Genomic DNA, 21,924 nt, shown 5'->3' with positions numbered 1-21,924 from the left:
AGCTTGACAGACTCGCGCTGGCTTCATTTTGTCACTATTCTGTCGTCAATTAGTGATTTATGACAGGAAAATTCTTTGGTGGCGGAGCGATTCCCCATGGTTGCCGAAATCTTCAATCACGACATTTGTGAAAACAATGTTGTCATTCCCCCACGTCCTGAGTCGACTCAGGGTAATGAGGGTCTTTTCGGTCGTATCGGTACATTGGAAACCCGGCTCGCGAGAAATGAGCGCGAGATCGATGCCGCGCAATCCGTGCGTTACAAGGTTTTCGTTGAGGAAATGAATGCGCGCCTTCCCGCGGACGCGATGCGGCGCAAGCGCGACATCGACGCCTGGGACAGTGTCTGCGACCACCTGCTCGTACTGGACAAGGCGATCGAAGGTGACAGCGAGGACCAGATCGTCGGCACCTACCGTCTGCTGCGCCAGGAAACGGCGCTCGCCAATAATGGTTTTTATTCCGCCAGCGAATTCGACATTGCCGGGCTGGTTGCGCGCCATCCGGGCAAACGTTTCATGGAGCTTGGCCGCTCCTGCGTGCTGCCCGAATATCGCACCAAGCGCACGGTCGAGCTTCTGTGGCAGGGTAATTGGGCCTATGCGGTAAAACATCGCATGGATGCCATGATCGGCTGCGCCTCCTTCCCCGGCGTGCAGCCGGAAACCCATGCGCTGGCGCTCTCCTTCCTGCATCATAATTGCGTTGCAAAGGGCGAGTGGGAGGCTTCTGCGCTTCCCGAGCTTTACCGCGAGATGGACCTGATGCCGGCGGAAGCGTTGAATACCCGCAAGGCGCTGAATGCCATGCCGCCGCTGATCAAGGGTTATATGCGTCTGGGCGCCATGTTCGGTGCCGGCGCGGTGGTGGACCATGCCTTCAATACGACAGACGTCCTGGTGGTTCTGCCTGTCACGTCCATTGCCGGTCGCTATATCAGCTATTACGGCGGCGAGGCCGAGCGCATCAACGGCTGACCGGCTTTTTGCCGGATGTTCCTGTGGGCAGCGGGCCTGCGCGTGTTGTCTTGGGGCGGACATTCCCGCTAGTGTCGGCGCTCGTTTTCCGCAACACGATATGACATCGGCAGGCCATTGACGGACGTTCTGACAACCGCTTCCCTGATCACGGAGGAGAGCCGCGCTTCGGCCACTCCGATGATGGAACAATATATCGAGATCAAGGCGAACAATCCGGGTTCGCTGCTGTTTTACCGCATGGGCGATTTTTACGAATTGTTCTTTGACGATGCGGTCGAAGCCTCCCGTTCTCTGGGCATCACGCTGACGAAACGCGGCCAGCATATGGGATACGATATTCCCATGTGCGGCGTTCCCGTGCATGCGGCGGATGATTATCTCCAGAAACTCATCCTGCGCGGTTATCGTGTCGCCGTCTGCGAGCAGGTGGAAGATCCGGCGGAAGCGAAAAAGCGCGGATCGAAATCGGTGGTTCGGCGTGATGTGGTGCGGCTTGTCACGCCCGGCACGCTGACCGAAGAAAAGTTGCTGTCGCCGACGGAATCCAACTATCTGATGGCGCTTGCCCGTATTCGCGGCAGTGCCGAGGCGCAGTTTGCGCTGGCCTGGATCGATATTTCCACCGGCGTCTTCCGTCTGGCGGAAACCACGCTGACGCAGCTTCTCGCCGATATCTGGCGTATCGACCCGCGCGAGCTGATCGTTGCCGACAGCCTGTTCCATGACGAGGAACTGCGGCCCGTCTTCGATGTACTTGGCCGCGTGGCTGTGCCGCAGCCCGCAATCCTCTTCGACAGCGCCACGGCGGAAGGGCGCATCGCCCGTTATTTCAACGTCTCGACGCTCGATGGTTTCGGCACCTTTTCGCGGGTGGAAATGGCCGCTGCCGCTGCTGCCGTCGCCTATGTCGAAAAGACCCAGATTGCAGAACGCCCGCCGCTGGGTGCGCCGGAACGTGAAAGTGCGGCCTCCACCCTTTTCATCGATCCCGCCACCCGCGCCAATCTGGAACTGGTGAAGACGCTATCGGGCGAAAGGGACGGTTCGCTGCTGCATGCCTTGAACCGCACGGTCACGGGCGGCGGCGCGCGGCTTCTGGCCGAGCGGCTGATGTCGCCGCTCACTGACCCGGACAAGATCAATGCCCGCCTTGATGCGGTGGCCTATCTCATCGATGACGTCTCTCTCTGCGATGACTTGCGCGATGCCCTGAAACATGTCGCGGATATGCCGCGCGCACTATCCCGCCTTGCGCTGGAGCGCGGCGGCCCGCGCGATCTCGGCGCCATCAGGCAGGGACTGGTTTCGGCTGAAAAAATCGCGACTATTCTCGATGGCGGGTTGCTGCCGGATGAACTGGCGACGGCTCTCAAGGATCTGAAAGCCTTGCCGGGCGGGCTGGAAGCCATGCTCGGCTCGATGCTCGCCGATGATCTGCCGCTTCTGAAACGCGACGGTGGTTTCCTGCGTGACGGCGCCAATCCCGAACTCGATGAGGTGCGGGCGCTGCGCGACCAGTCGCGCCGGGTGATCGCCGGTCTGCAGCTGAAATATGCCGATGAGACCGGCATCAAGTCACTCAAGATAAAGCACAATAACGTTCTCGGTTATTTCATCGAGGTGACGGCGGGCAATGCGGATGTGATGATGGCGACGGATGAGGCCAAGGCGCGCTTCATCCATCGCCAGACCATGGCCGGCGCCATGCGTTTCACCACCACCGAGCTTGCCGATCTGGAAAGCCGCATTGCCAATGCCGCAGCGCAGGCTCTGACAATGGAGCTGGAAGCCTTCGCCCGCATGGTCGAGGCCGTGGTGCAGCAGGCGGAAGCGATCAAGGCCGGTGCTTTCGCACTCGCTGTCATCGACGTTGCCTCAAGCCTTGCGTATCTGGCTACAGAACAAGCCTATTGCCGCCCGATCGTCGATGCTTCCATGACCTTTGCGATCAAGGGCGGACGGCATCCGGTGGTGGAGCAGGCGTTGCGGCGGCAGTCTGCTGGACCTTTCATCGCCAATAATTGTGACCTTTCGGCCTTCAATGACGGCAAGAACGGTGCAATCTGGCTGCTCACCGGCCCCAACATGGGCGGTAAATCGACTTTCCTGCGCCAGAATGCTTTGATCGCCATTCTAGCGCAGATCGGCTCCTTCGTTCCGGCGGAAGCCGCCCATATCGGCGTGGTCGACCGGCTGTTTTCCCGCGTCGGCGCTTCCGACGATCTGGCGCGCGGCCGCTCGACCTTCATGGTGGAAATGGTGGAAACCGCTGCCATCCTCAATCAGGCAACGGACCGTTCGTTGGTCATTCTGGACGAGATCGGCCGGGGTACTGCAACCTTTGACGGTCTTTCGATCGCCTGGGCAGCGGTGGAGCATCTGCATGAGGTCAATCGCTGCCGTGGCCTCTTCGCCACCCATTTTCACGAGCTGACGGTGCTGTCGGAAAAACTCGGCCGCCTCTCCAATGCCACGATGCGGGTGAAGGAGTGGGAAGGCGACGTTATCTTCCTGCACGAAGTCGGACCAGGTGCAGCGGATCGTTCCTACGGTATTCAGGTGGCGCGGCTTGCAGGGCTGCCTGCATCGGTGGTGGAGCGAGCGCGCGAGGTGCTGACGAAACTGGAAGATGCCGACCGCAAGAACCCGGCCAGCCAGCTGATCGACGATCTGCCGCTGTTCCAGATCGCGGTTCGCCGCGAGGAAACTCGCAAGGCCGGACCATCGAAAGTTGAAGAATCATTGAAGGGGATCAATCCCGACGAAATGACGCCACGTGAGGCATTGGACGCGCTCTATGCGTTGAAGAAAGAACTTGGCAAGGCTTGAACTTTCTTGCGCATCGAATTTTCCGAAAACCGCTGACACTTTTGGGTTCCATGCGGAGACTGCCTGTCCATCGCCTTTAAAACTCGCTATAGGACAATCCCATCGCAAGCGGTGGGATTTCCCACAGGACATGGATACCGGCATAGATGGCCATCAAGGACCTGGATTTTTCCGAAATTCTCGATGTCTCGGCGCTGAAGCGCGACTGTGACATCATCTTCAAGGAAGATGGCAAGCGCATCGCCGATGTCAGGTCCGATCTGCTGCCGCTGTTTCGCAAGGCCAGCACCGAAGGCCGGGAAAAGGTCCGCGAACTGCTGAAAGCCGATGGCAGCGGCATTGATTGCGCCCGCCGCATTTCCTGGCTTCAGGACCGTCTGATCGAGACGCTTTATGATCTTGCCTGCCAATATGCCTATCCAAAGGATGCCCCGCAGATCGCGGTGGCGGCAGTCGGCGGTTACGGCCGCGGCACGCTGGCGCCGGGATCGGATATCGACCTGCTGTTTCTGCTGCCGGCCAAGAACACGCCCGACATGCACAAGGCTGTCGAGTTCGTGCTCTATCTCCTTTGGGATCTCGGCTTCAAGGTCGGCCATGCCACCCGCACAGTGGATGAGTGCATCCGCCTGTCCAAATCCGATATGACCATCCGAACCGCCATTCTGGAAGTGCGGGCGATCTGCGGTAAGAAATCCCTGACCGACGATCTGGAAAAGCGCTTCGAGGCGGAAGTCGTCACCGGCACCGGCCCGGAATTCATCGCCGCCAAGCTTGCCGAGCGTGACCAGCGTCACCGCAAGGCGGGCGACACGCGCTATCTGGTGGAACCGAACGTCAAGGAAGGCAAGGGCGGGTTGCGCGACCTGCATACGCTGTTCTGGATCGCCAAATATTATTACCACGTCCGCGATACCGCCGATCTCGTCAAACTCGGCGTCCTGTCAAAGTCCGAACTCAAGCTGTTCGAAAAGGCCGATGATTTTCTCTGGGCCGTCCGCTGCCAGATGCATTTCATCACCAATAAAGCGGAAGAGCGCCTTTCCTTCGATATTCAGCGTGAGATCGCCGATGCGCTGAACTACCAGCCGCGCCCTGGCCTTTCCGCCGTCGAACGCTTCATGAAGCATTATTTCCTTGTGGCAAAGGATGTGGGTGATCTGACCCGCATCGTCTGCGCTGCGCTTGAAGACCGGCAGGCGAAGGATGTGCCGGGTCTTTCGGGCGTTCTCAGCCGCTTCGCCCACCGCGTCCGCAAGATTCCGGGGTCGGTGGAATTTGTCGAGGACCGGGGGCGCATCGCGCTGGCCAAGCCTGACGTCTTCAAGAACGACCCGGTCAACCTCATCCGGCTTTTCCATATTGCCGATATCAACAACCTCGAACTGCATCCGGATGCTTTGCGTGTCGTCACGCGCTCGCTGTCGCTCATCAATGAAGAGCTGCGGGAAAACGAGGAGGCGAACCGGCTGTTTCTTTCGATCCTCACCTCGCGGCGCGATCCTGCATTGACGCTCCGGCGCATGAATGAGGCAGGCGTTCTCGGCAAATTCATTCCGGAATTCGGCAAGATCGTCGCGATGATGCAGTTCAACATGTATCATCATTATACCGTGGACGAGCACCTTATCCGCTCGGTCGGCGTATTGTCGGAGGTGGATAAGGGGACGGCTGTGGATGCCCATCCGCTTGCCAACCAGCTGATGCCGGGCGTTGAGGAACGCGAGGCGCTTTATGTCGCCGTGCTGCTGCACGATGTGGCAAAGGGCCGGCAGGAGGACCACTCGATTGCCGGCGCTCGCGTCGCCCGCAAGCTCTGCCAGCGTTTCCGCCTCACCGGCAAGCAGACCGAAACCGTCGTCTGGCTCATTGAGCAGCATCTCCTGATGTCCATGGTCGCCCAGACACGCGACCTGCACGACCGCAAGACCATCACCGATTTTGCCGACAAGGTGCAATCGATGGAGCGGCTGAAGATGCTGCTCATCCTGACGGTCTGCGATATCCGCGCGGTCGGCCCGGGCGTCTGGAACGGCTGGAAGGGGCAATTGCTTCGCTCGCTGTATTATGAGACCGAACTGCTTCTCTCCGGCGGTTTTTCGGAAGTTTCCCGCAAGGAGCGTGCGCAGATCGCCCGCCAGGCGCTATACGACGCCCTCGACGACTGGGGTCAGAAGGCGCGGCGCAAATATACCAAGCTGCATTACGAGCCCTATCTGCTGACGGTGGCGCTGGAAGACCAGGTGCGCCACACCCGCTTCATCCGTGAGGCCGACAAGCAGGAAAAGGCGCTGTCGACCATGGTGCGCACGCATTCCTTCCACGCCATCACCGAAATCACCGTGCTGGCGCCCGACCATCCGCGCCTTTTGTCGATCATCACCGGTGCCTGCGCTGCGGCCGGCGCCAACATTGCCGATGCGCAAATCTTCACCACATCGGATGGACGGGCGCTCGATACGATCCTCATCAATCGCGAATTCCCGATCGACGAGGATGAGACGCGGCGCGGCAACAATGTCGGCAAGCTCATCGAGGAGGTTCTATCCGGCAAACAACGCCTGCCGGAAATGATCGCTACCCGCACAAAAAGCCGCAAGAAGAAAAGCGCCTTCATCATTCCGCCGTCGGTCATCATTTCCAACGGGCTGTCGAACAAGTTCACCGTCATCGAGGTCGAGTGCCTCGACCGGCCGGGCCTGCTGGCGGATATGACGGCTGTCATCGCCGATCTGTCGCTCGATATTCATTCCGCCCGCATCACCACCTTTGGCGAAAAGGTCATCGACACCTTCTATGTGACTGATCTCTTCGGGCAAAAGGTGACGAACGATAATCGGCAGGCCAGCATCGCCACGCGCCTGAAGGCTGTGATGAGCGAGCAGGAAGACGAATTGCGCGACCGCATGCCGAACGGCATCATCGCCCATCCCGACGTGGCGGCACTGCCGGCCGCGCGCACGGCAAAGGCTTGAAGCGCCCATGAGTCTGATCGGCAAGTTCGCCACCGTCGGCACCGCCACGCTGGGCAGCCGCATTTTCGGCTTCCTCCGAGAAACCCTGATGGCTGCCGCCGTCGGCACCGGCCCAGTGGCCGATGCCTTCAACGCCGCTTTCCGTTTTCCGAACACTTTCCGGCGACTTTTTGCCGAAGGCGCGTTCAACTCGGCTTTCGTGCCTCTGTTCGCCAAGGAAATTGAGGCGAACGGCATGGAGGGCGCAAGGCGCTTTTCCGAGGAAGTCTTCGGCGTCCTGTTCACCGTGCTTCTGGCCCTGACAATTCTGATGGAATTGTCGATGCCGTTCATCGTGCGCACCGTGATTGCGCCGGGCTTCCTCGAAGACCCGGTGAAGTTCGATAACACCGTCCATCTTGCCACCATCATGTTCCCTTATCTGGCCTGCATGTCGCTGGCGGCGATGATGGGTGGCATGTTGAACTCGCTGCACCGTTATTTCGCAGCCGCGATTGCTCCGGTTTTCCTGAATATCATCCTCATCGGCGTGCTCGCCTGGGCATGGTGGAAGAATTACGATCCCCTGCAGGTCGGTTATGCGCTCTCCTGGGGGGTGATGGTGGCGGGTCTGGTGCAGCTTGCCATCGTCTGGATCGCCGTGCGCAATGCCGGCATGCGCATCGGCTTCCGCAGGCCGCGGCTGACCAAGAATGTCCAGCGCCTTCTGGTCCTTGCCCTGCCGGCGGCAATCACCGGCGGCATCACCCAGATCAACCTGCTCATCAACACCAATATCGCCTCCGCCGGCGAAGGGGTGATCTCCTCGCTTGCCTATGCGGACCGGATTTACCAGCTGCCGCTCGGCGTGGTCGGTATCGCCGTCGCCACCGTGCTTCTGCCGGAACTGGCGCGCGCCTTGCGTGGCGGCCATATGGTCGAGGCGGGCAGCCTGCAGAACCGTTCGGTCGAATTCGTACTCTTCCTGACCTTGCCCGCTGCCGCTGCCCTTCTCGTCATGGCGGAACCGATTGTCCGTTTTCTCTATGAGCGCGGCAATTTCTCGCCGTCCGCCACCATCACTGTTGCGCAGATCCTCGGCATCTACGGTCTCGGCCTGCCGGCTTTCGTGCTGATAAAGGCTTTCATTCCTGGCTTCTTCGCCCGTGAAGACACCCGCACACCGATGATTTTCGCAGCAATTTCCGTGGTGGTGAACGTCTCCCTGGCGCTGACGCTGTTTCCGCGTCTCGGTGGTCCGGGCATCGCCATTGCCGAGATCACCGCCGGGTGGGTGAATGCCGCGTTGCTTTTCGCCATGCTTTTGTGGCGCGGCCACTGGCAGGTGGATATTCCGCTGTTCACCCGCATTCCGCGACTGCTCCTGGCTGCCGCCCTCATGGCGGGCTTCGTCCACTATGTGCTGACCTGGCTGAGTTTCGAACTGTCCTCCGCCTCGTCCATTTTCGTGCGGGCCGGCACCATCATGGCTCTCGTTTTCGCGGCCATGCTGGTTTATTTCATGCTCGCTTTCGTTTCGGGCGGCGCTGATATCGGCATGGTCAAGCGAGCCATCCGCAAGCGCGGCAAAAAGAACGTCGAGACGGAGGCAGGCTGATGTCCTTTGCTGAGAACCGCCGCGTGGCGCTCGTCACGCTTGTCGTGGATGATTACGACCGGGCGAAGGCGTTTTATTGCGAGGTTCTCGGGTTCGAATGCCTTTCCGATCAGCCTCTCGGCGATGGCAAAAGATGGTTGGTTGTGAAGCCGCAAGGCGCTGATGGCTGCGCTGTTCTGCTTGCCCAGGCTGATGGCGAACCGCAGCGGTTTGCCATCGGCAACCAGACCGGCGGGCGTGTCGGGTTTTTCCTGCATACGGACGATTTTCAAAGAGACTATGAGACCATGCTCGCCCGCGGCGTGCGCTTTCTGGAGGAACCGCGCCACGAGGTTTACGGCTCCGTCGTGGTCTTTGCCGATCCTTATGGAAATCGCTGGGATCTTCTTCAGCCGCGCGGCTGACATGCCCTGAAACCGCTTGATTGCGAGGGGCTGCGGGTGCATAAGCGCGTGCAATTCAAATCACGGGGCGGGGCCCTCCACAAGCCTTTTCGAGGACGACAATGAACGTATTCAAGCCGCTGGTTTTCTCGGGCGTCCAGCCGACCGGCAATCTGCATCTCGGCAATTATCTCGGCGCTATCCGCAAGTTCGTGGCTTTGCAGGAAGATAACGACTGCATCTATTGCGTCGTCGACATGCATGCCATCACTGCCCAGCTCGTTCATTCCGACCTGAAGGCGCAGACCCGCTCGATTGCGGCCGCCTTCATCGCCTCGGGCATCGACCCCGTAAAGCACATCGTCTTCAACCAGTCGGCCGTGCCGCAGCATGCGGAACTGGCATGGGTGTTCAACTGCGTGGCGCGCATCGGCTGGATGGAGCGCATGACGCAGTTCAAGGACAAGTCCGGCAAGAATGCCGAACAGGTCTCGCTCGGTCTGCTTGCTTATCCGAGCCTGATGGCTGCCGACATTCTCGTTTACCGCGCCACCCACGTACCTGTTGGTGATGACCAGAAGCAGCATCTGGAACTGGCCCGCGATATCGCCCAGAAATTCAACATCGATTTCGGCGACCATATTCGCAACGCCGGTCTTGGCCTCGATATCAAGGTGGGCGACGAGCCGGTGCATGCCTATTTCCCGATGGTGGAGCCGCTGATCGGCGGCCCGGCGCCGCGCGTCATGTCCCTGAAGGACGGCACCAAAAAGATGTCGAAGTCCGACCCGTCCGACCTGTCGCGCATCAACCTGATGGACGACGTCGACGCGATTTCGAAGAAGATCAAGAAGGCGAAGACCGATCCTGACGCGCTGCCGAGCGAAGTGGAAGGTCTGAAGGGCCGCCCCGAGGCGGAAAACCTCGTCGGTATCTATGCCGCTCTCTCCGACAAGACGAAGGCGGACGTTCTTGCGGAATTCGGCGGACAGCAATTCTCGGCCTTCAAGCCGGCGCTCGTCGAACTTGCCGTCAATGTGCTCGCTCCGGTCAATAACGAGATGCGCCGCCTTCTCGATGACCCGACCCATATCGACGCCATCCTCAAAGAGGGCGGTGAACGAGCGCGCGCCATTGCCGAAAAGACGATGAACGAGGTGCGCGACATCATCGGCTTCCTGCGCTGAGAGGTCGCTGCCGCGCTGATGCGGCGGGCGGTTTGCGCCTGCCGTGATTTGATATAATCTCCGCCCGAACCGTCGGGCGGTTTCTCGGATCACGGCGGATTGAGGGAGTGCGGAATGGTTTCAACACGGCTGTCGCGTCTGGAAGGGCATCGTCGCAAATTTCTCGCTGTTATCGATGACACACCGGAATGCGAAAGGGCCGTGCATTATGCCGGTCGTCGCGCCAAGAATTCCAATGGCGGGCTGGTGCTGCTCTACATGATCCCGGAAGGCGATTTCCAGCAATGGCTGGGCGTCGAGCAGATCATGCGGGCCGAGGCCCGCGAGGAGGCGGAAGCCACCCTCGCCAAGATCGCCCAGAAGGTGCGTGAGACAATCGGCATCGAGCCTGAAGCGGTGATCCGCGAAGGCAGCGCCACCGAGCAGATCCACGGGCTGATCGAGGAGGACCGCGATATCGCCATTCTTGTGCTGGCGGCGGGATCGACAAAGGAAGGGCCGGGGCCGCTCGTTTCTTCCATCGCCGGGCGAGGGGCAGCCTTCCCCATTCCCGTCACTGTCCTGCCGGATACGCTGACGGATGAGGAAATCGACGCGCTCTGCTGATCCGGGTTTCGGACAAGATTTAGGGGCTGACGATTTCTTGAATGTAATTATCATGTCAGGGCTTGAAGTGAAGCTTCGCCGGGCGTATTTTGGAAGAATTCTAAATTACGGGGCGTGAACCGCGACCTCGAAGGAGACGATGATGTTCATTCAGACGGAAGCCACGCCCAACCCCGCCACGCTGAAGTTTCTGCCCGGCAAGGTGGTGCTGGAAAGCGGGACAGCTGAGTTTCTCAATCCTTCGCAGGCGCAGGCTTCTCCGCTGGCAGAGCGTCTCTTTACGATTCCCGGCGTCACCGGCGTGTATTTCGGCTTCGATTTCATAACCGTCACCAAAGACGATGCGGAATGGCAGCACCTGAAGCCCGCCATTCTCGGTTCGATCATGGAACACTTCATGTCCGGCCGCCCGATCATGGGTACGGCGATTGCGGCGGAAGTATCGGACGAAGAGGACGAATTTTTCGAAGAGGGTGACGAGACAATCGTCGCCACCATCAAGGAACTGCTGGAAACCCGCGTGCGGCCCGCAGTTGCACAGGATGGCGGCGACATCACGTTCCGCGGTTTCCGTGATGGCACCGTGTTCCTGAACATGAAGGGCGCCTGCTCCGGCTGCCCGTCCTCCACCGCCACGCTGAAGCACGGCGTTCAGAACCTGCTTCGCCATTTCGTGCCGGAAGTGCGCGAAGTCGAAGCGGTATGACATCGTAAGCCAGGTCCCGACATGATTGTTCTCGCACTCGACACCTCAGGTGTGGATTGTTCCGCCTGCGTCTATGACAGCGCCTCCGACAGGGTGCTCGGCGAGGTGTGCGAAATGATCGGAAAGGGTCATGCCGAAAGGCTGATGGCCGTGATCGATGGCGCCCTGCAGCAGGCACAGCTTCCGCTCCAGAAGGTTGAGCGCATCGCCGTGACCATCGGTCCGGGGTCCTTCACTGGCATCCGTGTCGGTGTTGCCGCCGCGCGTGGCTTTGCCCTGTCGCTAGGCGTCGAGGCCGTCGGTGTCACCACACTTGAAACGCTCGCGCTGCATCATCTTCTGACAAATCCCGGCCGGCCCGTGGCCGTCGGGCTGGATGCCAAGCGCAACGAAGCCTATCTCCAGACTTTCGCGGCGGATGGATCGCCGCTCGCTGAGGCGATGCTTTTGTCTCTGGATGACGCCAGGGGCGTTCTTTCCGGTTTCGACGGTGCCGTGATTGGTTCGGCCGCGCCGCTGTTTGCAGGAGAGGAAATCGGCTCGGGGCCGGACCATTTCCCGATTGCCTCGGTTGCACGCTCGGCGGCGCGCAAGCAGGCGGGTCAACCGAAACCTGCGCCGCTTTATCTGCGCGGTCCGGATGCCCGTCCGCAAACCGGTTTTGCGCTGGCACGCCAGGACGTTGCCTGATAGGGCATTGCCCGTGAATGATTCCTGTAATGCCCGATTCTTGTGATGCCAGATTCCTATTATGTTTGACGAATATCTGAGCTGGAAACCCTATTTCGAGATCGTGCCGATGCAGCATGAGGATTGCGCCGCGGTGGCGGAACTGCATGCGCTGCGTTTTCCGCGCGCCTGGAATGACGGGGAGTTTTCCGGGCTGTTGACGCAAGGTTCGGTTTTCGGTGCCGTCGCGCGTCAGACCAACGCGTTCTTCAGCAGGCCGCTCGGGGGGTTCGTACTCGCAAGGGAAGTTGCAGGCGAGGCGGAAATCCTGACGGTTGCCGTGGCTGACAAGTTCGGACGCACCGGTCTTGGCTGGCGCCTGATGCAGTCGGCGGTGCGCGAAGCGATGATGCGCGGCGCTGAAACCATGTTTCTCGAGGTGGACGACGGCAACACCTCCGCTCTCGGGCTTTATAAAAAGCTCGGCTTCAAGACGGTTGCGGAGCGCAAGGCCTATTACACCTCCAGGGATGGAACCAAGTCGACGGCGCTTGTCATGCGCCGCGATCTTCGCTAGTTCCCTGCGACAGGCATTTTTTCGGCGAAAGCCGCAAAATTCAACCGGAATACTCAAAAGGCCAGAAGACGTGATAGACCTTTCGAAAACGCTGGAGGAGCTTTGTGCCGAGCGCGGCATGCGGATGACGGACCAGCGCCGCGTCATTGCCCGTGTCCTGCAGGAATCGGCCGACCATCCCGATGTCGAGGAACTGTACCGCCGTTCCTCCGCCGTGGATCCGCGCATCTCGATTTCCACCGTCTACAGAACGGTGAAGCTGTTCGAAGACGCCGGTATCATCGAACGTCACGATTTTCGCGATGGCCGTTCGCGTTATGAGACCGTGCCTGAAGAGCACCACGATCATCTGATCGATCTGAAGAACAGCGTGGTCATCGAGTTTCATTCGCCGGAAATCGAAGCGCTTCAGGAAAAGATCGCCCGCGAGCATGGCTTCAAGCTGGTGGATCACCGGCTGGAGCTTTACGGCGTGCCGCTGAAGCCCGACGAACGCTGAGACGCCGGTGAACAAGCGGGCGTTTCACTCATGATGTGGCTGCGCACAGCCTATATCGCGATCGTTCTCCTGATCGTCACGCTCATCCTGCTGCCGCTGCAACTGCTGGGCCTCGCCTTCGACTGGCGGTTGCGCCGCCGTATTCCGCGCCTCTGGCATCGCATCGCCTGCCATGTTCTCGGCATTCGTGTGCATGTTCACGGAGAGGTGGAGCGGGCAAAGCCGCTAATGCTGGCGGTCAACCACGCCTCGTGGAAGGACATTCTCGTTCTCGGCAGCATTGCCGACGTGGTGTTCATCGCCAAGACGGAAGTGCGGGACTGGCCGGTTTTCGGCTGGCTCGCCCGGCTGCAGAAAAGCATCTTCGTTCAGCGTGAGCAGAAGCGCAGCACCGGCGCGCAGGTCAGCGAAATCGCTGCCCGCATGGCTGATGGCGAGATTGTCGTGTTGTTCCCCGAAGGCACCACTTCGGATGGGAACCGAATGCTGGCGGTGAAATCCTCGTTGTTCGGTGCCGCCTCCACCGCCGCTGAACAGGTGCCGGGCAAGCTGGTTTATGTGCAGCCGGTTGCGATTGCCTATACGCGGGTGCATGGGATGGCCATGGGCCGTTATCACCGCGTCATTGCCGCCTGGCCGGGCAGCATAACACTGGTGCCGCATCTGCTTGGCATCATCAAGGCCGGCGCCATTGATGTGGACGTGACCTTCGGCGAGAGCGTTCCATTTCACAGCACGGATAACCGCAAACGACTTTCGATCGATATCGCTGCTTCCATCCGTTCCATGCTGGCCTTCAGCCTGCGCGGCGGCTGGCGGAAATAGCGGTGTCGTCGCTCTTTCCGGGATTTTTTTGTTTAATCTGGCTAGGAAAAACACTAAATAGCGGCCATGACCCAGGAAACGCTTGGCCTTGACGCCCAACACATGATCGACCGCGAAGGCTCTAACAGCCGCAAAGTCTTTATCAAGACCTATGGCTGTCAGATGAACGTCTACGATTCCGTCCGCATGAGCGATGCGCTGGCGAAGGATGGTTACGTTCAGACCGAGGATATGGGTGAGGCGGATCTGGTTCTCTTGAACACCTGTCATATCCGCGAAAAGGCAGCTGAAAAGGTCTATTCGGCGCTTGGCCGTCTGCGCGACATGAAAAAATCGCGGCAAGAGCAGGGCCGCGAATTCATGATCGGCGTTGCCGGCTGTGTGGCGCAGGCGGAAGGCGAGGAAATCCTTCGTCGTGCACCTGCCGTTGATGTCGTCATTGGCCCGCAGACCTACCACCGCCTGCCGGACGCTCTGAAGCGGGTACGCGGCGGTGAACGCGTCATCGAGACCGAATATGCGGTCGAGGACAAGTTCGAACATTTGCCGGTAGCTGAAAAGGCGACGTTGCGCACCCGCGGCGTCACCGCTTTTCTGACCGTGCAGGAAGGCTGCGACAAGTTCTGTACCTTCTGCGTCGTGCCCTATACCCGTGGCTCGGAAGTCTCCCGTCCCGTGCGTCAGATCGTCGATGAGGCGATGAAACTGGTGGATGCCGGCGTGCGCGAGATCACGCTGCTTGGCCAGAACGTCAACGCCTGGCAGGGCGAAGGCTCGAAAGGCGAGAAATGGGGCCTTGCCGAACTGCTTTACCGGTTGGCGGACATTCCGGGTCTTGCCCGGCTTCGCTACACCACCAGTCATCCGCGCGACATGGATGATCGCCTGATCGGCGCCCATCGCGATCTGCGTATCCTGATGCCCTACCTGCATCTGCCGGTGCAGTCAGGATCGGATAACATTCTGAAAGCCATGAACCGTCGCCATACGGGCGAGGAATATATCCAGCTTATCGAAAAAATCCGCGCCGCCCGCCCTGATATCGCCATGTCGGGGGACTTTATTGTCGGCTTCCCCGGTGAGACGGATCGCGACTTCGAAGACACGATGGCGATGGTCGAGCAGGTGAAATACGCGCAGGCCTTCTCCTTCAAATATTCCACCCGTCCCGGTACGCCGGGCGCCGATCTCACGGATCAGGTTGCGGAAGAGGTGAAGGCCGAGCGGCTGGAGAGATTGCAGGCCCTGTTGCTGCGGCAACAGAAGGAATTTGCGGAATCGCTGGTCGGAAAGACCATGGATGTGTTGCTGGAAAAGCCCGGCCGCATGCCTGAACAGTTGATAGGTCGCTCTCCCTGGCTGCAATCCGTGAATCTTGATGCAAAGACTTTGAAAATCGGTGACATTGTTAATGTACGAATCACCGCAACGGGTCCAAACAGCTTGTTTGCCGAGGTGGCAGAGAGTTAGAGTGAGGAGCCGACACTGATTGGGACAGGAGCCTGACCGCTTGAACGCACATGAATTGGTATCACCTTCATCGCGCCAGCCACGCCAAGCCGCGACCGACGCCAATCACTTCGTCCTCACGTTCGAGAATAACAGGATAGCTGGAGAGCTATTCGGTCAGTTCGATCAGAACCTGAAATTGCTGGAACAGCGCCTCAACATCGATGCGCGCCCGCGCGGCAATTCCGTCGCCATCACCGGTGATGTCGTCGCCACCAATCAGGCTCGCAGGGCGCTGGATTTCCTTTACGAACGGCTGCTCAAGGGCGGAACCGCCGAGGTTTCCGATGTGGAAGGCGCGATCCGCATGGCGATGGCCGCGGATGATCAACTGACCTTGCCGACGATGGAGCGCAAGGCGAAGATTTCCATGGCGCAGATTTCCACCCGCAAGAAGACCATCGCTGCCCGCACGCCGACGCAGGATGTCTATATGCGGGCGCTGGAGCAATCCGAACTGGTTTTCGGCGTCGGCCCCGCCGGCACCGGCAAGACCTATTTGGCCGTTGCGCACGCTGCACAGCTTCTGGAGCGCGGCGCGGTTGACCGTATCATCCTGTCGCGTCCTGCCGTCGAAGCGGGTGAGCGCCTGGGCTTCCTGCCGGGAGACATGAAGGAAAAGGTCGATCCCTATCTTCGTCCGCTTTATGATGCGCTTTATGACATGATGCCGGGTGACAAGGTGGAGCGCGCCATTCAGGCGGGTGTCATCGAAATTGCGCCGCTCGCCTTCATGCGCGGCCGCACCCTTGCCAACGCCGCCGTTATTCTGGACGAAGCCCAGAACACCACGACCATGCAGATGAAGATGTTCCTCACCCGTCTCGGCGAAAACGGCCGTATGATCGTGACCGGCGACCCGAGCCAGGTGGATTTGCCGCGCGGGGTGAAATCCGGCCTTGTCGAGGCCCTGCAAATCCTGGGCGATGTCGAAGGCGTGTCGGTCGTGCGCTTCAAGGATGTCGACGTCGTGCGTCATCCGATGGTGGCGCGCATCGTCAGGGCCTATGAATCCCACACGGCAGTGCCGGATGAAAGCCTCGTGAAGGGCAACTGACGTAAAGACAATGACAGCTCTGGATATTCAAATCAGCGTCGAGGCCGAAGGCTGGTCCTCGGAAGAGGACTTGGCTGTCTTCGCAACCAAAGTGTTGGATGCAGCGGTTGATTTCCTGAAGCGGGAAGAGGAGCAGCCCTTCCCGAAAATGCCGGTGGAACTGTCGCTGGTCTTTACCGATGATGAAAATATTCGGGAAATCAATGCCGAGTGGCGCGACAAGGACAAGGCGACCAATGTCTTGTCTTTCCCCGCTTTTCCGCTGGAACCGGGTGGTATGCCCGGCCCGATGCTGGGCGATATTGTCATCGCGCGCGAGACGGTTGAGCGCGAGGCCCTTGAACTTGACAAGAGTTTCGAGGATCATCTGACCCATCTGCTCGTTCATGGGTTCCTGCATTTGTTTGGTTATGACCACATGGACGAGGAGGAAGCGGAAGAAATGGAGTCGCTTGAGACTCGCATTTTGGCGGTGCTTGGCCTATCTGATCCATACGCGGGTCAGGAACCGCTTTGAATATTGTCTGGAGCCATGAACGAACATTCTGCACGACCTGCCAATGAGGGCAGAGAAAACGGCGAGCAGTCCTCTTCGGAGGAAGGCAGTAGTCATTTACGTCAAGACTACAATGCAAAGCCAAGATCGACGATCTGGTCGCGTATCGCACGGTTGCTAAGACCGTCTCAGGGCGAGCGCCTGCGCGAGGATTTGACCGACGCGCTGATGGACGACACCGAAATTGGCGCCGCCTTTTCGCCCGAAGAACGGGCGATGCTGAACAATATCCTCCGTTTCCGCGAGATCAGGGTCGAAGATATCATGATCCCGCGGGTCGATATTGACGGTCTCGACCAGAACATGACCATTGGCGAGGCGCTGATCCTCTTTGAGGAAACCGGACGCTCCCGTATGCCGGTCTATGATGAGACGCTGGATGATCCGAAGGGCATGATCCACATTCGTGACCTGCTGGCCTATGTCGCCAAGCAGGCGCGCAACAAGCGCCGGGCGGGATCACGCAGCGTCGCTTATGGTGAAGTAAAGGCGCCGCGTTCGCCGCGACCGAACTTCGACCTGGCACGGGTCGATCTCGAACAGACGGTTGCCGATGCCGGGCTCGTGCGGAAAATTCTGTTCGCGCCGCCCTCCATGCTGGCCTCCGATCTCTTGAAGACGATGCAGGCCCAGAGAACCCAGCTCGCGCTCGTGATCGATGAATATGGTGGCACGGACGGTCTCGTCAGCCACGAGGATATCGTCGAGATGGTCGTGGGCGACATCGATGACGAGCACGACAAGGACGAGGCGATGTTTTCGCGCCTGTCCCCGGACGTGCTCGTGGCCGATGCCCGTGCCGAACTTACGGAACTTGCCGAGGCGATCGGGCCGGAATTCGATGTTCGCGAACATCTGGAGGAAATCGATACGCTCGGCGGCCTCATCTTCTTCGCACTCGGCCGTATTCCGGCCAAGGGCGAGGTGGTCAGGGCCGTTCCCGGTTTCGAGTTCCAGATTCTCGATGCGGATACACGGCGCATCAAGGGCGTCCGCATTGTCCGTGATCACGGCTCGGAAGGGCAGGATGATCGCGCGCCAGGCGATGCCCGCACGAACGAGGTGATTGCGCTACCCGCGCCGGATGTGCGCCTTATCACTCACCAGCAGAATGCCGACTGAACAGGACCGACGGGGTAATACCCGTCGGTTCGCTGGTTCAATATGGATTCGCCCGCTTTGAATGTTCCTGTGGGCTGATGAAATGTGCGGCGGATCATCAGGGCTTTCTCCACTCCTGTGGACTGCGAATCTTTTTTCCGTTACTCCGGGTTTGAGGGAAAATTCCGCGGCGCGGCCTTGCCGGGAGCGGTCTTTTCCGGACGCGCATAAACGGAGATGGCATGGAGCGTCTTGCAGGCAGGGTAATGCTGGCCGGTGGCAAAAGCCGCGCAGTGATGGCGATTGCCGCAGGCGCGGTTGGTGCGCTGGCTTTGCCTCCATTCGGTTTCTTCGCGGCGCTGTTTTTCTCCTTCACCCTGCTTGTCTGGCTGGTGGACGGCTGCACCGGTAAGCCGGGCGGCGGCATATTCAGCCGCATCCTGCCGGCTTTTGGCATCGGTTGGTGTTTCGGCTTCGGCTATTTCGTGGCGGGTCTTTGGTGGTTGGGCAATGCCCTGTTGCTGGAGGCAGACGAATTCGCCTGGGCGCTGCCGCTCGCCATCATCGGCCTCCCGGCTCTTCTTGCGCTGTTTTATGGTTTTGCAGTCGCTGCGGCCAACATCGTCTGGTCGGATGGTCTCGGCCGTATCGCCGCCCTTGCCGCCGCATTCGGCTTGTTTGAATGGCTGCGCAGTTTTCTTGCGACTGGATTTCCCTGGAACGCCATCGGCTACGGCATCATGCCCATTCCGGTCATGATGCAGTCCGCGCACCTGCTTGGACTTTTCAGCGTTACCACGCTTGCGGTTTTTATCTTCGCCGCTCCCGCTTTGATTGGCACAAAAAAAAGCATGGGGCCGGGCCTCGCTCTGGCGGGTCTGCTGCTGGCCGGCCATTTCGGTTACGGCTTCTACCGCTTTCAGGCACCGGTTGAGACACCGGCGGACGCGCTGACCGTCAGGATCGTACAGCCCTCCATCGATCAGTCCCGTAAAATGCTGAACGCCGACCGGGCAGAGATCTTTGGCGAACATCTGCGGTTGACGGCGCTGCCTCCCGGCGAAGGGAAAAAGCGCCCTGATATCGTCGTATGGCCGGAAACCTCCGTACCTTTCATCCTGACGCAGAACCCCGACGCTCTGGTGGAAATCGCAAAAACCCTGGAGGACGGGCAAATCCTGTTCACCGGCGCTGTCAGAATGGAAGACCAGGGTGCCGGTCGGCCGCCGCGTTATTACAATTCGGTCTACGCGATCGACAGCCAGGGCGAAATCATCGCGGCAAGCGACAAGGTTCACCTGACGCCGTTTGGGGAATATGTTCCCTTCGAAGGCGTTTTGCGGGAGTTCGGCATCGATAATGTCATCAGTCTGCCGGGTGGTTTCTCGGCCGCCTCGTCGCGCACGCCATTGACGCTTCCTTCCGGCAAGACCTTCTATCCCCTGATCTGTTACGAGATCATTTTCCCCGGTGAGATGACGCCAGGTCTGGCGGGTTCGGCGGCAATTCTGAACGTGACAAATGACGGCTGGTTTGGCGACACGCCTGGCCCTTACCAGCATTTTCTTCAGGCGAGAGTCCGGGCTGTTGAAACCGGCGTGCCGGTGATTCGCGGCGCCAATACCGGAATTTCCGCCGTCATAGACCCCTATGGGCGCATTATCGCCGGGTTGGATTACGGTCGGGTTGGCATTGTTGACGCCACTTTGAGTGGTGGGTCCAACGACGCATTTACTTACGACACACATCGGACGTATTTCTGGTTGATTTTTTCAATCATGCTGATCGTTGCGGTATTTCCTGCCTGGAGTTTTGCTCGGCGTCAGAATTGACCGGGAACTCCCACAATTGCATAGTGAATACGTCAGTCGTAAAACAAGTTTAGACGCTGTCGAAATGCCGGCTCATTTCTTCGAATAGTAATGAAGCGAGATATCAACCCTTTCCGAGTGTCAGGACCGCATGATGACCGAGAATAAGAAAAAGCCTAATCCCATCGACATTCATGTCGGAAGCCGAATTCGTCTTCGCAGAACCATGCTGGGCATGAGCCAGGAAAAGCTGGGCGAAAGCCTTGGAATTACCTTTCAGCAAATCCAGAAATATGAAAAGGGCACGAACCGCGTCGGTGCGAGCCGCCTTCAGAATATTTCCGCGATCCTCAACGTTCCGGTGTCCTTCTTTTTCGAAGATGCTCCCGGCGATCAGGTTGGCGGCGCGACCGGTATGGCGGAAGCCTCCAGCTCCAACTACGTGGTTGACTTCCTGTCCTCGGCTGAAGGTCTGCAGCTGAACCGCGCTTTTGTGAAGATCGCCGATCCCAAGGTCCGCCGTCGTCTCGTTGATCTCGTCAAGGCGCTCGCCGCCGAAGGAGACGCGGAGTAAGTCTCCACAGATGATGCCCATAATTTCCGGCAGGGCGCCGGACACTCAACGGTCCGCAAGGACCGTTTTTTTGTGCCAGATTAGAAAGGAATTCTCACATAAAGATATATTTATGTGGTTGTGTCCTTGTCTTTCATGGCCGAAATGACTAACAAACTCGAAGACCGTTCTTTGAGGGGAATCCCGCATGCGTGCCAATTACCTGTTCACCAGCGAGTCCGTGGCCGAAGGTCATCCGGACAAGGTTTGTGACCGTATTTCCGATGAAATCGTAGATCTCATTTATCGTGAAGCGTCCAAGACGGGTGTTGACCCATGGACCGTGCGCATCGCATGCGAAACGCTTGCGACGACCAACCGCGTCGTTATCGCCGGTGAGGTTCGGGTTCCCGATACCCTGCTGAAGAAGGACAAGGACGGCAAGGTCGTCAAGGACGCCTCTGGCCATCCGGTCATCAATCCTTCCAAGTTCAAGTCCGCGGCCCGCAAGGCAATCCGCGACATCGGCTACGAGCAGGATGGTTTCCACTGGAAGACGGCCAAGATCGACGTTCTCCTGCATCCGCAGTCGGCAGACATCGCGCAGGGCGTCGACAATGCTTCCGACAAGCAGGGCGACGAGGGTGCCGGCGACCAGGGCATTATGTTCGGTTATGCCTGCAAGGAAACGCCAGATCTGATGCCGGCCCCGATCTATTATTCGCACCGTATCCTGCAACTGCTCGCCACCGCCCGTAAAAGCGGCGAAGGCGAAGCGGCAAAACTCGGACCCGACGCCAAGAGCCAGGTGACCGTTCGTTATATCGATGGCAAGGCCGCCGAGGCCGTTTCCATCGTTCTGTCCACGCAGCATCTCGATGCAAGCTGGGATTCGAAGAAGGTTCGCGCCGTTGTCGAGCCCTATATCCGCGAAGCTCTGGGCGACCTGAAGATCGCTGATGATTGCCAGTGGTATATCAACCCGACGGGCAAGTTCGTCATCGGTGGGCCCGATGGCGATGCCGGCCTGACCGGCCGCAAGATCATCGTCGACACCTATGGCGGTGCCGCCCCCCATGGCGGTGGCGCATTCTCCGGCAAGGACACAACCAAGGTCGACCGTTCGGCTGCCTATGCCGCCCGCTATCTCGCAAAGAATGTTGTTGCCGCTGGTTTTGCCGAGCGCTGCACCATTCAGATCTCCTACGCGATCGGCGTTGCCCAGCCTCTGTCGGTCTATGTCGATTTGCACGGCACGGGCAAGGTCAGCGAAGACCAGATCGAAGGCGCGATCCGCAAGGTCATGGACCTGTCGCCGTCGGGTATCCGTCGTCACCTCGATCTTAACAAGCCGATCTACGCCAAGACCTCGTCCTATGGCCACTTTGGTCGCAAGGCCGGCCGTGACGGCTCCTTCTCCTGGGAGAAGCTTGATCTGGTGAAGCCGCTCAAGGAAGCCTTGAGCGCATAAGCCTTGTCATTCGACGGCGATTGAGAGATACC

General features: G+C 59.3%; 19 protein-coding genes. All 19 read left to right on the top strand.

Features of this window, described 5'->3' with window-relative positions; translation table 11 throughout:
* Positions 1-96 precede the first annotated feature (96 nt).
* The 19 genes from olsB (at position 97) to metK (ending at position 21,892) form a co-directional block, all read left to right on the top strand.
* Positions 97-978: a l-ornithine N(alpha)-acyltransferase gene (gene olsB, locus ACQZ5F_RS11665; protein WP_046799331.1), complete on the top strand. Its 882-nt coding sequence runs from the start codon at positions 97-99 to the stop codon at positions 976-978.
* Between the two features lie 180 nt (positions 979-1,158).
* Complete coding sequence (gene mutS / locus ACQZ5F_RS11660; protein WP_225339652.1) at positions 1,159-3,810, top strand: DNA mismatch repair protein MutS; 2,652 nt, start codon at positions 1,159-1,161, stop codon at positions 3,808-3,810.
* 146 nt (positions 3,811-3,956) lie between these two features.
* Positions 3,957-6,785 carry a [protein-PII] uridylyltransferase gene (locus ACQZ5F_RS11655; protein WP_052820290.1) on the top strand — a complete coding sequence of 943 codons (2,829 nt, stop codon included), beginning with the start codon at positions 3,957-3,959 and terminating at the stop codon, positions 6,783-6,785.
* A 7-nt stretch (positions 6,786-6,792) separates the two neighbouring features.
* A complete protein-coding gene (gene murJ / locus ACQZ5F_RS11650) occupies positions 6,793-8,382 on the top strand; it encodes a murein biosynthesis integral membrane protein MurJ (protein WP_448730460.1) in 1,590 nt (529 codons plus the stop codon).
* Entirely contained in the window at positions 8,382-8,786 is a 405-nt protein-coding gene (locus ACQZ5F_RS11645; protein ID WP_046799335.1) for a VOC family protein, read from the top strand. Before murJ ends, ACQZ5F_RS11645 begins: the two co-directional genes overlap by 1 nt.
* Positions 8,787-8,887: 101 nt before the next feature.
* Entirely contained in the window at positions 8,888-9,952 is a 1,065-nt protein-coding gene (trpS, locus tag ACQZ5F_RS11640) for a tryptophan--tRNA ligase (protein WP_046799336.1), read from the top strand.
* A gap of 114 nt (positions 9,953-10,066) precedes the next feature.
* Positions 10,067-10,558 (top strand): universal stress protein, encoded by a 492-nt coding sequence (locus ACQZ5F_RS11635; RefSeq protein ID WP_046799337.1) that lies wholly within the window; start codon positions 10,067-10,069, stop codon positions 10,556-10,558.
* Between the two features lie 142 nt (positions 10,559-10,700).
* Positions 10,701-11,264, top strand: a complete 564-nt coding sequence (locus ACQZ5F_RS11630) for a NifU family protein (protein ID WP_052820288.1) — start codon at positions 10,701-10,703, stop codon at positions 11,262-11,264.
* Between the two features lie 21 nt (positions 11,265-11,285).
* Positions 11,286-11,954: a tRNA (adenosine(37)-N6)-threonylcarbamoyltransferase complex dimerization subunit type 1 TsaB gene (gene tsaB, locus ACQZ5F_RS11625; protein WP_046799339.1), complete on the top strand. Its 669-nt coding sequence runs from the start codon at positions 11,286-11,288 to the stop codon at positions 11,952-11,954.
* Positions 11,955-12,015: 61 nt separating this feature from the next.
* Positions 12,016-12,510 (top strand): GNAT family N-acetyltransferase, encoded by a 495-nt coding sequence (locus ACQZ5F_RS11620; RefSeq protein WP_225339526.1) that lies wholly within the window; start codon positions 12,016-12,018, stop codon positions 12,508-12,510.
* A gap of 70 nt (positions 12,511-12,580) precedes the next feature.
* The gene (locus ACQZ5F_RS11615) at positions 12,581-13,009 is read left to right on the top strand and encodes a Fur family transcriptional regulator (RefSeq protein WP_046799341.1); all 429 of its coding nucleotides are present in this window, start codon (positions 12,581-12,583) and stop codon (positions 13,007-13,009) included.
* 30 nt (positions 13,010-13,039) lie between these two features.
* Positions 13,040-13,834, top strand: coding sequence for a lyso-ornithine lipid O-acyltransferase (gene olsA / locus ACQZ5F_RS11610; protein ID WP_052820285.1), 795 nt, complete (start codon positions 13,040-13,042; stop codon positions 13,832-13,834).
* A gap of 66 nt (positions 13,835-13,900) precedes the next feature.
* A complete protein-coding gene (miaB, locus tag ACQZ5F_RS11605) occupies positions 13,901-15,304 on the top strand; it encodes a tRNA (N6-isopentenyl adenosine(37)-C2)-methylthiotransferase MiaB (protein ID WP_225339525.1) in 1,404 nt (467 codons plus the stop codon).
* Between the two features lie 40 nt (positions 15,305-15,344).
* Positions 15,345-16,400 (top strand): PhoH family protein, encoded by a 1,056-nt coding sequence (locus ACQZ5F_RS11600; protein ID WP_046799344.1) that lies wholly within the window; start codon positions 15,345-15,347, stop codon positions 16,398-16,400.
* A gap of 10 nt (positions 16,401-16,410) precedes the next feature.
* Positions 16,411-16,917, top strand: a complete 507-nt coding sequence (ybeY, locus tag ACQZ5F_RS11595) for an rRNA maturation RNase YbeY (protein ID WP_046799345.1) — start codon at positions 16,411-16,413, stop codon at positions 16,915-16,917.
* Positions 16,918-16,932: 15 nt separating this feature from the next.
* On the top strand, positions 16,933-18,078 hold the full coding sequence (locus ACQZ5F_RS11590; protein WP_137083330.1) for a hemolysin family protein: 1,146 nt from the start codon (positions 16,933-16,935) through the stop codon (positions 18,076-18,078).
* Positions 18,079-18,299: 221 nt separating this feature from the next.
* Positions 18,300-19,889, top strand: coding sequence for an apolipoprotein N-acyltransferase (gene lnt, locus ACQZ5F_RS11585; RefSeq protein ID WP_225339524.1), 1,590 nt, complete (start codon positions 18,300-18,302; stop codon positions 19,887-19,889).
* A 133-nt stretch (positions 19,890-20,022) separates the two neighbouring features.
* Positions 20,023-20,442 (top strand): helix-turn-helix domain-containing protein, encoded by a 420-nt coding sequence (locus tag ACQZ5F_RS11580; RefSeq protein ID WP_046799453.1) that lies wholly within the window; start codon positions 20,023-20,025, stop codon positions 20,440-20,442.
* A gap of 187 nt (positions 20,443-20,629) precedes the next feature.
* Positions 20,630-21,892, top strand: coding sequence for a methionine adenosyltransferase (gene metK / locus ACQZ5F_RS11575; RefSeq protein WP_046799348.1), 1,263 nt, complete (start codon positions 20,630-20,632; stop codon positions 21,890-21,892).
* The last annotated feature ends 32 nt before the right edge of the window (positions 21,893-21,924 follow it).

This window comes from Agrobacterium sp. 22-210-1, from assembly GCF_053522525.1.
The sequence above is the reverse complement of the archived record's forward strand: the minus strand, read 5'-3'. Positions and strand labels throughout refer to the sequence as shown.

Bases quoted from the DNA above. Each gene is read 5' to 3' on its own strand.
- olsA (WP_052820285.1), top strand. From the start codon at position 13,040: ATGATGTGGCTGCGCACAGCCTATATCGCGATCGTTCTCCTGATCGTC.
- ACQZ5F_RS11590 (WP_137083330.1), top strand. From the start codon at position 16,933: ATGAACGAACATTCTGCACGACCTGCCAATGAGGGCAGAGAAAACGGC.
- ACQZ5F_RS11630 (WP_052820288.1), top strand. From the start codon at position 10,701: ATGTTCATTCAGACGGAAGCCACGCCCAACCCCGCCACGCTGAAGTTT.
- murJ (WP_448730460.1), top strand. From the start codon at position 6,793: ATGAGTCTGATCGGCAAGTTCGCCACCGTCGGCACCGCCACGCTGGGC.
- ACQZ5F_RS11620 (WP_225339526.1), top strand. From the start codon at position 12,016: ATGTTTGACGAATATCTGAGCTGGAAACCCTATTTCGAGATCGTGCCG.
- ACQZ5F_RS11645 (WP_046799335.1), top strand. From the start codon at position 8,382: ATGTCCTTTGCTGAGAACCGCCGCGTGGCGCTCGTCACGCTTGTCGTG.
- ACQZ5F_RS11635 (WP_046799337.1), top strand. From the start codon at position 10,067: ATGGTTTCAACACGGCTGTCGCGTCTGGAAGGGCATCGTCGCAAATTT.
- miaB (WP_225339525.1), top strand. From the start codon at position 13,901: ATGACCCAGGAAACGCTTGGCCTTGACGCCCAACACATGATCGACCGC.
- lnt (WP_225339524.1), top strand. From the start codon at position 18,300: ATGGAGCGTCTTGCAGGCAGGGTAATGCTGGCCGGTGGCAAAAGCCGC.
- tsaB (WP_046799339.1), top strand. From the start codon at position 11,286: ATGATTGTTCTCGCACTCGACACCTCAGGTGTGGATTGTTCCGCCTGC.
- trpS (WP_046799336.1), top strand. From the start codon at position 8,888: ATGAACGTATTCAAGCCGCTGGTTTTCTCGGGCGTCCAGCCGACCGGC.
- mutS (WP_225339652.1), top strand. From the start codon at position 1,159: ATGATGGAACAATATATCGAGATCAAGGCGAACAATCCGGGTTCGCTG.
- ybeY (WP_046799345.1), top strand. From the start codon at position 16,411: ATGACAGCTCTGGATATTCAAATCAGCGTCGAGGCCGAAGGCTGGTCC.
- metK (WP_046799348.1), top strand. From the start codon at position 20,630: ATGCGTGCCAATTACCTGTTCACCAGCGAGTCCGTGGCCGAAGGTCAT.
- ACQZ5F_RS11580 (WP_046799453.1), top strand. From the start codon at position 20,023: ATGACCGAGAATAAGAAAAAGCCTAATCCCATCGACATTCATGTCGGA.
- ACQZ5F_RS11655 (WP_052820290.1), top strand. From the start codon at position 3,957: ATGGCCATCAAGGACCTGGATTTTTCCGAAATTCTCGATGTCTCGGCG.
- olsB (WP_046799331.1), top strand. From the start codon at position 97: ATGGTTGCCGAAATCTTCAATCACGACATTTGTGAAAACAATGTTGTC.